Genomic DNA, 14,686 nt, shown 5'->3' on the forward strand with positions numbered 1-14,686 from the left:
TGGGTTCCTTATCGTGGGTGTGGTCAGCGGCCGCGTCTGCGGGCGGCCGAGGCTTCGAGGCCGGATCTGCGCAGCTGTGCGCGGACCTGGCTGCCCCCGGTGTCGGCGGTCTCGGGCGCCGTACCGGAGGCGAGGGCCTCGGCGGTACGGGCGAGCGCGGCCACGGTCGGGGACTCGTAGAGGATGTGCGGCGGCAGCTCGTCCAGCGCGAACGCGCGGCGCACCGCGGCCACGATGGAGACGCCGAGCAGGGAGTTGCCGCCGAGCTCGAAGAAGTTGTCGGACGCGCCGACGCGTTCCAGGCGCAGCGACTCCTGCCAGATCGCGGCGATGGCCTCCTCGGTGGGGCCGGCCGGTTCCTGGTAGGGGGTGAGCAGCTCGGGGCGGGGGTGCCGCTCGCCGCCCGTGCCGCCCAGCCCGGGCGAGGTCACCGCCTCCAGCGTGAACCGGGCGCTGCCGGCCACCAGGGTGGGGAAGTCCTGGGTGGAGACGACGACGCGCGGCTCCCCGGTGGCCAGGGCGCGCAGCAGGGCGCGCCAGCCGTCGGTGAACCCGATGCCGATGCGGGCCCGGTTCTCGCGGAAGAAGTCGCGCAGCGCCTCCTCGTACCCTTCGAGCCCGGCCTCCCAGGCGTTCCAGGCCCACTCGCCCCAGCCGACGGCGACCACGCGGCGGCCGGTGGCCGAGAGCGCGCAGGCGTAGGCGTCCAGGTAGGCGTTGGCGGCGCAGTAGTCGACCTGGCCGGGTCCGCCGCCGGTGGCGGAGGTGATCGAGGAGAACAGGACGAGGAAGTCGAGCTCGATCTCGTCGGGCCGGCCGATGCGCAGCGCCTCGGCGATCGCGAGCGTGCCCTCGACCTTGGGGGCGAGCACCGCGTCGAGCTCCTCGGGGCGCTTGAACTGCATGAGCCCCATGGCGGGCACCCCGGCGGCGTGCAGGACGCCGTGCAGGGCGCCGAAGCGGTCCAGGGCCGTCTCCACGGCGCGCCGCACGTCCTCGGCCCGTGCCGTGTCGCCGGTGACGACCTCGACCTCGGCGCCGAGCTCTACCAGCGCGGTGACCTGGGCCACGCGCCGCCGGACGGTCTCGGTGGCCGCCTGCCGGCCGTCCAGGACGGCGGACCATTCGGCGCGGGGCGGCAGGCCGTTCCTGGCGAGCAGCACGAGCCGGGCGCGGTGCTCGCGCGCCAGCTGCTCGGCCAGGCCGAGGGCGATGCCGCCGAGCCCGCCGGTGATCAGGTAGACGCCGCCGTCGCGCAGCGTCTCCGGGACGGCCGGTACGGGCATCCGGTCGTGGCCGGGCAGCCAGCGCCGGCCCCGGCGCAGCGCCACCGTGCGGTCGCCGTGCGGGCGGGCCAGTTCCGCGGCCAGCGCGTCCAGGTCGGCGGCGGCCGGATCGGCGGGCAGGTCGACGAGGCGGGTGGTCACGCCCGGGTACTCCAGCGGGATCACCAGGCAGGGGCCGGTCAGGGTGGCGCCCGACGGGTCGGTCACCTCCTCGCCCAGCACCTGCTGGGTGCCGGAGACGGCCACGTCGAGCGACCATTCGCCGATTCCCGCCTCTCCGGCGGCACGGGCGAGCGCGACGAGCGTGTGCAGGCCGCGGGCGACGGTGAGGTCGTGCGGTCCGGGCTCCAGCGTCCACAGGTGGACGACCCGCTCCAGGGGGCGGCCGGTGGCGCGCAGGTCGCGCAGCAGGGCGGCGGCGTCGGCGACGCTGCCGGGCCGGATCGTGTACCCGCCGGGGGTGGCGGCGTAGGCCTCGCCCGGCCGTACCAGGGTGACGGCGGCCCCGTCGGCCCCGTCGGCACCGTCGGCACCGTCGGCACCGTCGGCACCGTCGGCACCGTCGGCACCGTCGGCACCGTCGGCGGCCAGCCGTCGCGCGACGTCGTCGGCGAGGCCGTCCCGGGTGAGGACCAGCCGGGAGCCGGGCCCGTGGGCGGCGGGCGCGGGGGCCGCGGTCTGCCGCCACACGGGCAGGTAGAGCCACTCGTCCTCGGGCAACCTGGCCAGGCTCGCGACGGCCTCGAACAGGTCCTCGGGCTCGGCGGCGACCATGGCGCGGCGGGCGGGCGGGTCGATCCAGTGGCGCTGCCGCTGGAAGGGGTAGGTGGGCAGCGGGACGCGGCCGGGCGACCCGGCGGGGTCTCCGAGGGGGTCTCCGGCGCGCTCCGCGGTGGCGAGGGCTTCGGTGGCGATGACTTCGGCGGCCGGGTCCGCGGTGCGGCCGTGGTAGGCGTCCCAGTCGAGGGTGACGCCGGACAGCCAGAGCCGTCCCAGGCAGTCGGCCAGCGCCTTGTCGCCGGGCGTGGCGTCGCCCGCGGCGGGCATGGTGTGCGTGATCAGCGGCCATCGCTCCGGCGGGCAGCCGCCGCCGCGCACCAGCGCGCCGAGCGACTGGCCGGGCCCGATCTCCACGACGGCAGACCCGGGGTCGGCCAGCAGCCGGTCGGCGCCGTCGGCGAACCGCACGGTCGCGCACATGTGCCGGGCCCAGTAGCCGGGGTCGCACACCAGCTCGGCGTCCGCGACGTCGCCGGTCACGTTCGAGACGTACGGGACGGCGGGCGGGTTGAGCGTGACGTTGGCCTTGATCCACTGGGTGAGGTCGTGGGCCGCCGGTTCCAGCATGCGGGAGTGGAAGGCGTGGGTGGTCTCCAGGGGGCGGCAGGGGATCCCGTCCGCGCGCAGCTCGGCGGCCAGGGCGGCGACGGGCTCGGCGGGGCCGGCGACGACGGTGACCTGGGGGCCGTTGACCGCGGCGACGTCGAGCCCGCGTCCCTCCAGCCGGAAGCGGCGGTCCAGCGTGGTGGCGGGCATCGAGACGGCGAGCATGGACCCGGCGGGCAGGGCGGCGATGAGCCGGGCCCGGTACGTGACCAGGGCGACGGCGTCCTCGAGGGAGAGCACGCCCGCCAGGCAGGCCGCGACGTACTCGCCGAGGCTGTAGCCGAGCATGATCTCCGGTTGCAGGCCCCATGCCATGAGGGTGCGCGCCAGCGCGTACTCCACGGCGAACAGGGCGGGCTGTGCGATCTCGGTCCGTGCCAGCGCCGCGGCCCGCTCGTCGCGGGTGCCGTTCGGTGAACCGCTCGGGGTGCCGTTCGGTGAACCGCTCGGGGTGCCGTTCGGGGAGCCGTTCGGGGAGCCGTCGCGGGTGCCGTTGGAGGAGCCGTCGCGGCCCAGCAGGGCGGCCAGGCCGGGGCCCGCGGCGCGGGCGCCGGTCAGCAGGCCGGCGATGTCCACCCGGGCACCGCCGTCCGCGCCGGGCCCCTCGCCGTCACCGTCGAGGCCGTCGAGGGTCTCGTTCAGCAGGTGGAGGCACTCGTCGAGGGCCCGGCGGAAGACGGGCTCGTGCCGGTACAGGTCCCCGGCGAGCCCGGGGTACTGCTCGCCGACCCCGGCGAGCAGGAAGGCGACCTTTCGGTCCTGGGCGGTCTCCACGCGGGCGAGCAGGCCCGTGCCGTCCTCCAGCGCGGCGGCCGCAGCGGCGGTGTCGGCGGCGACCAGCACGCGCCGGTGCTCGAACGTCTTCCGCCCGGCCTGCAGGGTGTAGGCCACGTCCGCGAGATGCGTGCCCGGCTCGGCGGCCAGGTGACGGCCGAGGCGGCGGCAGGACTCGTCGGCCGCGGCGGCGGCGCGGGCCGAGATCGGCAGCACCTGGTGGCGCCGGGCGGGCGGCGGGGCGTCGGGACGGGCGGGCGGCTCCTCGATCACCATGTGCACGTTGGTGCCCCCCATGCCGAGCGAGTTGAGTCCCGCGATGCGCGGCCGGCCGTCGCGGGTCCGCCACGGCGACAGCTCGGTGTTGACGTAGAAGGGGCCGGACTCGAAGTCGATCTCCGGGTTGGGGCTGGTGTAGTGCAGGCTGGCCGGGATCACCCCGTCGCGCAGCGAGAACGCGGTCTTGATCAGGCCGCTCGCCCCGGCCGCGCGGTCGAGGTGTCCGACGTTGGTCTTGACCGAGCCGATCGCGCAGTACCGGTTGTCGCGGGTGGGCCCGAAGGCGCGGGCGAGGGCCGCCACCTCGATCGGGTCGCCCAGCTCGGTCGCGGTGCCGTGCGCCTCGACGTAGCTGATGTCCTCGCCGGTGACGCCGGCGTCGGCCATCGCGTCGGCGATCACGCGGGACTGGCCCACGACGCTCGGCGCGGTGTAGCCGACCTTGAGGGCGCCGTCGTTGTTCATGGCCGTGCCGCGGATCACCGCCCAGATGTGGTCGCCGTCGCGTACCGCGTCGGGCAGCCGCTTGAGCAGGACGGCGGCGGCGCCGTCACCGAACATGCTGCCCTTGGCCAAGGCGTCGAAGGTGCGCACGTGCCCGTCGGGCGACTCCTGCCCGCCCGGCCCGTACAGGTGTCCCACCCGGTCCGGCACGCGGATGGAGACGCCGCCTGCCAGGGCCAGCTCGCACTCCCCGTTGCGCAGGCTCTGCACCGCCAGGTGGGCGGCGACCAGCGAGGTGGAGCAGAACGTCTGCACCGCGACGCTGGGCCCGTGCAGGTCGAGCAGGTAGGAGACGGTGGTGGGCAGGGCGTCCTTGTCGTTGCCCATGATCACTTCGAAGTCGCTGAAGTCCTTCTGCCCGCCGCCGAGCAGGTGGTCGGTCATCCTGAGCAGGTAGGTGCTGATGTTGGCGCCGCCGAACACGCCGACCCGGCCTCGGTTCCCCGGCGCGGCGTAGCCGGCCTGCTCCAGGGCCTCCCAGCAGACCTCCAAAAAGGCCCGCTGCTGCGGGTCGGTGATCGCGGCCATCCGCGGGCTCATGCCGAAGAACGACGCGTCGAAGCCGCCGACGTCGTCGAGGACCGGCCTGGCGGGCACGTAGGCGGGGTCGCGCACCTGCTCGGGGTCGGCCCCGGCGGCGAGCAGCTCCTCCTCGGAGAAGAACGTGATCGACTCGACGCCGTCGCGGAGGTTCCGCCAGAACGCGGACACGTCCGGGGCGCCGGGGAAACGACCGGCCATGCCGACGATCGCGATCCGCCGGTCGTCGTCGGCCCGCCCGGTGACGCGTACGGGCGTCTCCCGGACGGGCCTCGGGGCGGGGGCGGGCCGCGGCGGGGAGCCCTGGACGGTGGCGCGCCGCTCGTCGAGGAAGGCGGCCAGCGTCCGCACGGTCGGCGCCTCGAACAGGGTCACGGTCGGCACCGCGACGCCGTGGCGCTTCCTGACCAGCGCCAGCATCTGCAGCGCCACCAGGGAGTTGCCGCCCAGGTCGAAGAAGTTGTCGCGGGTGCCGACCGGCTCGACGCCGAGCACCTCCGACCAGAGCCCGGCGAGGTCCCGCTCGGACTGCGAGACCGGCGCCGCGTACGGCTGGGGCAGCTCGGGCCGCGGGAACCGGTCGGCACCCCCCGCAAAGCCGGCGCCCGGCCCGGTGCCGGATCCCGCGTCGGCCGGGGCGAGCACCGCCGTGGGGAGCCGGTCGTCCAGGCCGCCCGCGGCCACGACGACGTGCGGGCCGCTTCCGGCCCGCAGCCGGTCGAAGGCGGCCAGGGCCTCGTCCGCGGACATGGAGTGGGCGGCCATGGCCGCGCCGAGCCCGCCCTCGATGCGCTCCAGCGTCACCGACCAGGTGTCCCAGCTCGCGGCCGTCCACCGGACGGGCCCGCCGTGGTGGCGGTGGGCGACGGCGGTCAGCGCGGCGTTGGCGGCGGCGTAGCTGCCGAACGTGATGCCGCCGAGCAGCGCGGAGGTGGAGGAGAACAGCACGCAGAAGTCCGGTGCGAGGCCCGTCCCGGCGAGGGCCCGCTCCAGCGCCAGGGCGCCGGTGACCTTGGCGTCGAAGTGCCGGGCGACGCCGTCGCCGTCGAGGTCCCGCAGTGGGGCGAAGGTGTCGGGGGTGGTGACGGCGGCGGCGTGCACGACGCCGTCCAGGCGGCTCTCCTGCGCGAGCAGCGCGCGCAGGGCGCCGGCGTCGGCGACGTCCACCCTGGGGGTGCTCACCTCGACGCCCCGCGCGCGCAGCGCGTCCACGGCCGTGCGGCGCGGGTGCGCCTCGCCGTCGGCGGAGTCGGGTACGCCGCCCCGGCTCAGCAGGATCAGCCTTCCGGCGCCCTCGTCGGCCAGGTGCGCGGCCAGCAGCAGGCCGACGTCCCCGAGGCCGCCGGTGACGAGGTACGTCCCGCCCTTCCGGATGGGTGCCCCGGCTGCGGTTCCCTCCCCGGGATCGGTCCCGGGCGTGACCCCGGTCCCCGTCCCGGCTGCGGTCTCCGTCCCGGCTGTAGTCCCGGTCTCGGCGGGGGTGTAGATGCGGACCAGGCGGGAGCCGTCCCGGTAGGCGACGAAGACGTCGCCGGACGGGCGGCACACCTCGGCGGCGAGCGCTTCGGCCACGTCGGCGGCCTCCGCGCCGGCCGCCACGTCGACGGTGGCGCAGTCGAGGTTCAGGTACTCCTGGTTGGCGACCATGGGGAGCGTCGCGGCGGCGGCCTGGCCGGGGTCGGGACGGTCGTCACCGGTCACGGCCTGGCCGCCCCGGGTGACGAGGAGGACGCGGACGGGGTCGGCGGCCTCCTCCCCCCAGGCGGCGAGCAGCCGCGCCACGGCGGGAAGCGTGTCCCGGCCGTCACCGTCACCGCCGCCGGGGCGGTCGAGAAGGCGCAGGTCGACCACGGTGACGCCGCCGGGGGTACTGAGGCGGCCCGCCAGGGCGGCGTGGTCGGCGGGCGAGGCGGGGTCGACGGTGAAGCCGTCCGGCGTCTCGGCGAAGGCGTCCCCGGCGGTGACGGTGACGACCTCGGTGCCCTCGGCGCGCAGCGCGCGGGCCAGTGCCTCACCGGCTCCGGTGGCGTCGGGCAGGACGACGCAGCGCGCGGCCCGCTCCCCCGCCGCGCCGATCGCACCGGTCCCGCCGGACGCGCCGATCGCGCCGGGTGCGCCGGGTGCGCCGGGAACCCAGCGGGGGGTCATCAGCGTCACGTGCGCGGTCCGTGAGGCGCCGCCGGCCGTCCCGCCCGGGGAGGGCACGCCACCGAGGGACGCGCCGTCCAGGAGCGTCCCGCCGGAGGACGCGCCGTGGCCCCGTCCGTTCGGGGAGAGCGCGGGTTCGCCGGGGAGGGCGGCGCCGGGCGCGGGCGGGTTCACCCAGAAGCGCTCACGCTGGAAGGGGTACGTCGGGAGGCCGACCTTGGCGACGGGGCGGTCCTGGCGGTAGCCGGCCCAGTCGATCGGGACGCCCGTCAGCCAGAGCCGTCCCGCCGCCTCGGCGAGCACGGCCTGGGCCGGGCCGGGGTCGCTCGCGCCGGGCAGGGTCGCCACGATGAGCGGCCAGCGCTCCGGCGGGCAGTCGGCGTGGCCGCGCGCCATCGCGCCCAGCGACCGGCCGGGGCCGATCTCCAGGAGCGCGGGCTCGCCCTCGTGGCGCAGCAGGGTGCGCAGCACGTCGTGGAACCGGACGGGCGCGCACATGTGCTCGGCCCAGTAGGCGGGGTCGGTGACCTGCTCGGCGGTGGCCCGCTCGCCCGTGACGTTGGACACGTACGGGACGCTCGGCGCGTGCAGCGTCACGTTGGCGGCGATCCAGGAGGTCAGCCGCTCGCGGATCGGCTCCATCATGGCGGAGTGGAAGGCGTGGGTGGTGGCCAGCGGACGGCACGGCACCGCGTCGGCCTCCAGCAGGGCCCTGACGGCGGCGATGCCCCGCACCTCGCCGGACAGCACGGTGAGCTCGGGCCCGTTGACCGCGCCGACGCCGACGCCGGTGATGCCCGCGCGTCCGATGCGCTCCATCACGTCCTCGGCGGCCAGCGGCACCGCGGCCATGGCGCCCGCGGGCAGCTCGCCGATGAGGCGGGCACGGTGGGCGACCAGGGCGAGGGCCGACTCCAGGGAGAGCACGCCGGCCAGGCAGGCGGCCACGTACTCGCCGAGGCTGTATCCGGCCAGCACCGACGGCTGGATCCCCCAGGACCGGACGAGCACGGCGAGCGCGTACTCGACCGCGAACAGGGCCGGTTGCAGGACGGCGGTCGGGGTCGCGGCGGCGGGTCCGGGCGCGCGGCCGAGCAGCGCGCCGAGGCCGCCGTCCGCGGGGGGCGTCCGGGGGGCGAGCATCTCGGTGAGCGGGTCGGTGCCGCCCATGAGCCTGCGCAGCCGCGCGCGGCAGTCGTCGAGCACCTCGCGGAAGACCGGCTCGCTCTCGTACAGCTCGGCGGCCATGCCGGGGTACTGCTCACCGGTGCCCGCGACGAGGAAGGCGACGGGCCGGTCGGCGCGGCTCTCGGCGCGGCCGAGCACGTCCCCGGCGGCCAGCGCCTCGGCGGCCTCGGCGGCGGAGGAGGCGACCAGCAGCCTGCGGTGGCCGAACCCCTGCCGTCCGGCCTGAAGGGTGTGGGCCACGTCGGCGAGCCGGTGCCCGCTCCCGTCGCCGGCGAGGTGGCCGGCGAGCCGGGTGGTCATCTCGTCGGCCGCCGCGGCCGTGCGCGCCGACCAGATCAGCGGTTCCGGGCGCGGCGTCTCCTCGGTCCTGGGCACCAGCGGCGCCTCCTCCAGGACCACGTGGGCGTTGGTGCCGCCGATGCCGAACGCGCTCACCCCGGCCCGGCGGATGCGGCCGGCCTCGCGCGGCCAGCTCCGCAGCCGGGTGACCACGTCGAGGCGGGCCTCACCGGCGCCGAGCTGCGGGTTGGGCTCCGACAGGTTGAGCGTGGGCGGGATCTCGTCGTGACGCAGGGCGAGCGCGGCCTTGATCAGGTTGGTGACGCCGGCGGCGCGGTCCAGGTGGCCGACGTTGGGCTTGACGGAGCCGATCAGCAGCGACTGTCCGCCGTAGACCTGCTGGAGCGCGGCCAGCTCGGCGGCGTCGCCGAGCGCGGTGCCGGTGCCGTGCGCCTCGACGTAGTCGATGTCGGCCGGTGCGAGGTCGGCGCTGGCCAGCGCCTCGGCCATGACGGCGGCCTGGCCCTGCACGCCGGGCGCGGTGAAGCCCACCTTGCGACCGCCGTCGTTGTTGACCGCCCAGCCCCGGATGACCGCGTAGATCTGGTCGCCGTCGGCGAGGGCGTCCTCCAGGCGTCGCAGGGCGACGACGCCGACGCCGCTGCCGAGCGGGCTGCCCAGGCCGCGCGCGTCGAAGGCGCGGCACAGGCCGTCGGGCGGCGCGATGCCGCCCTGCTGGTACAGGTAGCCGACCCGTTGCGGCACGTTGACCGCGACACCGCCGGCCAGGGCCAGGTCGCACTCGTAGCCGGCCAGGCTGGAGGCGCCGGCGCACACCGCGACGAGCGAGGTCGAGCAGTAGCTCTGCACGCCGTAGCTGGGGCCCGACAGGCCGATCGTGTGCGCCACCCGGGTGGTGAGGGAGTCCTTGTCGTTGGCCAGGCCGACGGCGAGGTCGCCCATGATGGCGCTGATGCCGCTGGGCAGCAGGTTGTTCTGCATGTAGGAGCTGTGGGCGCAGCCGCCGAACACGCCGATGGAGCCGTCGAACCGCTTGGGGTCGCAGCCCGCGTCCTCCAGCGCCGCCCAGCTGTGCTCCAGGAACAGCCGGTGCTGCGGGTCGAGGATCTGGGCCTCCTTCGGGCCGAAGCCGAAGAAGGCCGCGTCGAACTCCTCGACGCCGTCGATGACCGGTGCGGCCTTCACGTACGCGGGGTCGTCGACGAGGTCGGCGGGGACGCCTGCGGCGCGCAGCTCGTCGTCGGTGAAGCGGGTGATCCCGGAGGCTCCGGCGCGGATCGCGGACCAGAGCTCGGCGACGCCGGACGCCCCCGGGAAGCGGCCGGACATGCCGACGATCGCGATGTCGGTGCCCGGGCCCTCGATGTCGTCCATCACGTCTACCGTCCTCGTGTCCGGTCTCATGTGCGGTTGCTGGAACGGGCGCGGCGGCGCCGCTGCCCCCGTGCGGAACTGCCGGCGAGCGCCTCCTGGGCGCCGGGGTCGTCGTCGCCGTCCAGGGCGGCGGCGAACGCGGCCACGGTGGGGTGCTCGAACAGCACGGCGGGCGCGACGGGGCGGCCGAGGTCCTTTTCGATGGCGAGCACCATGGCCATGCCGGTCAGGGAGTTGCCTCCCAGGTCGAAGAAGGGGTCGTGCACGCCGACCCGGTCGATGCCGAGGTAGGCGCCCCACAGGTCGGCCATCCTGGCCTCGGCCTCGGTCCTGGGGGCGGTGTAGTCGGTGCGCAGGCCGGGTCTGGGGAAGCGCTCGCCCTGCGGCGTGGCGGTGGCCGACTGCAGGAGGCCGTCCAGGTCGAGCATGTTCGTCCAGGCGTCGAGCACCTCGCGGAGCGGCTGCCGGACGGCCATGACGCAGCCGTGGCCTCCGGCGACGATCCGGTCCAGGAGGACACATCCGGCCTCGTCGGCGAAGCCGTAGCGGTCGCGGTAGGCGGCGACCTTGTCGGCGAGGCCGCCGGCGGTCTTGAGCCGTTCCGACTGCCAGACGTCGTGCCGCCAGGGTCCCCAGGCGACGGTGACGACCCGGGTGGAGGGTGCGGTGCCCGCCAGGGCCTGGCCGTAGGCGTCGAGCACGGTGTTGGCGGCGCAGTAGTCGCCCTCGCCGATGCCGCCGAACGCGGTGACGGCCGAGGAGTACAGGACGAGCAGCTCGGGCCGCTCGCTCTCGGGGGTGCCGGGGCCGACCAGCTCGGCGAGCGGGCCCATGGCGTGCACCTTGGGGGCGAGCACCCGGGCGGTCTCGGCGGGGGTGCGGCGCAGCAGCAGTCCCCCGGCGGGCAGCCCGGCCGCGTGGATCACGCCGTGCAGACCGCCGAAGTGCTCCCGTGCCCGCTTCAGGGCGGCGCGCAGCTGGTCGGGCATCCCGGCGTCGGCGGTCAGCAGCAGCACCTCGGCGCCCGCGGCCTTCAGCCGCGCGACCCCCTCGTCGCCGTCGGGCGGGGCGGTACGGGCCAGCAGGGCGAGGCGGCGGACGCCCGAGCGGACGAGGTGCCCGGCCAGGGCCATGCCGAGGCCGCGGGTGCCGCCGGTGATGAGGTAGGCGCCGTCGGGACGCCAGACGGGCCGGTCCTGCCCCGTGCGCTCCGTGTCCGTGCTGGAGGTCGTGGCGGGAACGGTGCCGGGGGGCGTGTCGGGGACCGGGGTCCAGCCGCGTACCCAGCGCCGGCCGCGCCGCCAGCCGGTGAGCGGGTCGGGTGACTCGGGGGTGTCGCCCGCGCCGGGTTCGGTGAGCAGTTCGGTGAGCAGCTGCCGTGCCGCGCCCTCGAACGAGGCGGCCCGGTCGCCGGGGTCGCCGGGGTCGCCGGGGTCGAGGTCGGCGCCGGACCAGGTCAGGCCCGGGTACTCGTGCCGCGCCGCCCGGCCCAGCCCGTGGGCCAGTGCCTGGTGGGGTGCGGTGGCGTCGCCGCCGAGGATGTCGGCGGCCCCCCCGCGTCACGGTGAGCAGCCGGGCGGGCCGCTCCCCCAGTGCCTGCAGGACGAGCATGAGGCTGTCGAAGCCGTGCCCGACGGCGGCGCGCAGGTCGTCGTCCCCGGGCGAGGTGCCCGCCGCGGGGCCTGGGACGGCCAGGCTCCACAGGTGGGCCACCTGTACGGGCCCGTCACCGAGCCCGGCGAACGCCTCGGCGTACTGCCCGGGGTCGGTCGGGTCGATGGTGAGGCGGCGGCCGTCGCGGTGCGGCCCGGGGCCGGGCACGACCTCGACGACGGGGGTGCCGGACGCGGCGGCCAGGTCGGCGAGTGCCGTGCCGGTCCCGCCCGGGTCGGTGAAGACGACGAGCGGGCCGGGCAGCGGGCGGGCGGCCGGCGGGGTCGCGCGGGCGGCCGGGTCGTGCCGCCAGGTGGGGACGAAGACGTGGTCGGCGGGTTCCGCCGCCCCGGCCCGGGAGGGCTCCGGCAGGCCCCGGGTCGGCTCGGGCCAGAAGCGGACGCGCTGGAAGGGGTAGGTGGGCAGGTCGACGACCCGGCCGCCGCCCGGCCGGGCGAGGTCCCAGGTGACGTCGGCGCCGAGCTCCCACAGCGTGGCGCAGGTGGCCAGGAGGTCGCCGTGGGCGTCCCGGCTCCCCGCCGCGTTCCAGTGCGGGGCGAGCGTGCCGAGGACGGCGGCTCCACCGCCGCCACCGGTGAGGTTCTGGCGGACCAGCCCGCCGAGCGTCTGGCCGGGGCCGAGCTCGACGAACGCGGACACCTCCTGCTCCAGGCAGTGCCGTACGCCGTCGGCGAAGCGGACGGTGCCGACGAGTTGGTCGGCCCAGTAGGAGGCGCTGGTGGCCTGTTCGGCGGTGAGGCGGCTCCCGGTGAGGTTGGACACGATGGCGACGGCGGGGGGGACGCATGGTCACGCCCTCCAGCACGGCGGCGAGCTTCTCCCGGGCGGGCTGCAGCAGCGTGGAGTGGAAGGCGTGGGCCGAGCGCAGGGGGCGGCAGGCCAGGCCGTCGGCCGCGAGCGCGGCGGTCGCGGCGTCGATCTCGGCGGGCAGGCCGCTGAGCACGGTCATCGCGGGCCCGTTGCGGGCGGCGACGTCCACGTCGGTCCCGCTCGCGGCGAGGACGGCGCGGACGCGGTCCTCCGGGGCGGCGACCGCGACCATGCGCCCGGCGGGCACGGTGCCGATCAGGTGGGCCCGCTCGACGACCACGTGCAGGGCGTCCTCCAGGGTGAACACCCCGGCCAGGGTGGCGGCGACGTACTCGCCGAGGCTGTAGCCGACGAGCAGGTCGGGGGTGACGCCCCAGTGGGCGAGGAGGCGGGCGAGCGCGTACTCGACGGTGAACAGGAAGGGGTGGGCGATCGCGGCCTGGTCGAGCGGGTCGTGTGCGTCACCGGCATCACTGGCATCGCCGGTGCCGCGGTCGTCGCGGGACTTCTCGGGGGCCCGGCCGAGGAGGGCGGCCAGGTCGGTGACGGCGGGGGCGGCGGGGGCGTCGTCGGGGAAGAACAGGGGACGCAGGTCCACGCCGGAGCGCCGGTGGACGAGCTCGACGCACCGGTCGACGGCCTCGGCGTAGACGGGTTCCGCGGCGTACAGTTCCCTGCCGAGGCCGGCGTACTGGTCGCCGACGCCGGGCAGCAGGAACGCGATGCGGGGGCGGCGCCTGACGCGGTGGCCGTCCGCGGCGGTGGCGCGCAACCGCCGCAGGGCTTCGGCCGTGTCGGCGCAGACGACGGCGCGGCGGTGGTCGAGCTCGGCGCGGCCGGTCTGGAGCGTGTGGGCGACGTCGGCCAGGTCGGCGCCGGGCCGCTCCTGGAGCCAGCCGGCGAGGCGGTCCGCCTGCTCGCGCAGCGCCGTCTCGTCGCCCGCCGACAGCGGCAGCACGTACGGCGCGGCCGGGGTCGTGCCGGCCGGGAGGGCCGGGCTCTCCGGGGACGGGGCCGCCTGGACGACGAGGTGGGCGTTGGTGCCCGACAGCCCGAAGGAGCTGACGCCGGCGAGCCGGGGGGTGTCCCGGTGCGGCAGCGGCAGCGGGTCGGTGACGGGCCGCACGGTGCCGTCGCCGGGGATGGCGGCGGCCGGGACGGTGAGGTTGAGGTTGGGCGGGATCAGCTCGTTCTCCAGGATGAGCACCGTCTTGATCAGCCCGGCGACCCCGGCGGCGGCCTGGGTGTGGCCGATGTTGGTCTTGACGGCTCCGACGCGGAGCGGGTGGTCCGCGCGGCGCCCGCCGAAGACGTCGTGCAGCGCCGACAGCTCGATGGCGTCGCCGAGGTGGGTGCCGGAGCCGTGCGCCTCGACGTAGTCGATCTCGTCGGGCGTGACGCGGGCGGCGGCGAGCGCGCGGGTGATCACGTCGACCTGGGCCTTGCGGCTGGGAGCGGTGAGCCCGTTGCTGCGGCCGTCCTGGTTGACGGCCGAGCCGCGTATCACGGCGCGGATGCGGCGGCCGTTGGCCAGGGCCTTCGACAGCGGTTCGAGCACGACCAGGCCGCCGCCCTCGCCCATGACGTAGCCGTCGGCGTTCTCGTCGAAGGTCTTGCACCGGCCGTCGGAGCACATCATGAGCCCGGCGCACGCCTGGATGTAGAGGGTGGGGTGCAGCGACAGGGAGGCCCCGGCCGCCAGCGCGAGGTCGCACTCCCCCCTGCGCAGGCTCTCGGCGGCCAGGTGGACGGCGATGAGCGAGGAGGAGCAGGCGGTGTCGACGGTGAGGGTGGGGCCGATCAGGTCGAGCTGGTAGGCGATGCGCCCGGCGGCGACGCTGGCGATGGCACCCTGGCCGAGGTAGGGGTCGGACAGGGCGTCGCGGCCCTGCCACTCCATCTGGAGCCTGCCGTACTGCAGGGTGTCCATGTAGCCGACCATGACGCCGGTGCGGCTGCCCCGCAGGCGTGACGGTGACAGGCCGGCGCTCTCCAGTCCCTCCCAGGCGAGCTCCAGGAGCATGCGCTGCTGGGGGTCCATGCGCAGGGCCTCGCGGGGCGACAGGCCGAAGAACTCGGCGTCCCAGCCGGCGACGTCCTCCAGGAAGGTGCCGTAGCGGGTGTAGATGCCGCCGGGGACGCGCGGGTCGGGGTCGTAGTAGTCGTCGATGTCCCAGCGGGTGGCCGGTATCTCGCGGACCGCGTTCCGGCCCTCCCTGAGCAGTTCCCAGAAGTCGTCGGTGGTGTCCGCGCCGCCGGGGTAGCGGCAGGCCATGCCGATGACGGCGATGGGCTCGTCGCGTCGCTCCTCCACCTCGGCAAGGTTGCGGCGGGTCTGGGCCAGTTCGACGGTCACGCGCTTGAGGTAGGCGCGGAGCTTGTCCTCGGTCCCCATCGGCGGAGCCTTTCCTGTCGCGGTCATG

Annotated in this window: 2 protein-coding genes and 2 pseudogenes; all 4 read right to left on the bottom strand. The window is 76.2% G+C overall.

Annotation, left to right across the window (positions count from 1 at the left end):
• Positions 1–23: 23 nt before the first annotated feature.
• Positions 24–9,779 carry a beta-ketoacyl synthase N-terminal-like domain-containing protein gene (locus tag ABD832_RS29060; protein WP_344901100.1) on the bottom strand — a complete coding sequence of 3,252 codons (9,756 nt, stop codon included), beginning with the start codon at positions 9,777–9,779 and terminating at the stop codon, positions 24–26.
• A gap of 26 nt (positions 9,780–9,805) precedes the next feature.
• Positions 9,806–11,320 carry an SDR family NAD(P)-dependent oxidoreductase gene (locus ABD832_RS29065; protein ID WP_344901801.1) on the bottom strand — a complete coding sequence of 505 codons (1,515 nt, stop codon included), beginning with the start codon at positions 11,318–11,320 and terminating at the stop codon, positions 9,806–9,808.
• A 256-nt stretch (positions 11,321–11,576) separates the two neighbouring features.
• Positions 11,577–12,215: pseudogene (locus ABD832_RS42330) on the bottom strand (beta-ketoacyl synthase); the annotation flags it as partial.
• Between the two features lie 22 nt (positions 12,216–12,237).
• Positions 12,238–14,685, bottom strand: a pseudogene (locus ABD832_RS29070) (type I polyketide synthase); the annotation flags it as partial.
• Between the last annotated feature and the right edge of the window lies 1 nt (position 14,686).

The organism is Streptosporangium longisporum, assembly GCF_039534895.1.
Classification (GTDB): Bacteria; Actinomycetota; Actinomycetes; order Streptosporangiales; family Streptosporangiaceae; genus Streptosporangium; species Streptosporangium longisporum.

Excerpts from the sequence above, each read along its gene's own strand:
- ABD832_RS29060 (WP_344901100.1), bottom strand. The coding sequence starts at position 9,779 with ATGGACGACATCGAGGGCCCGGGCACCGACATCGCGATCGTCGGCATG.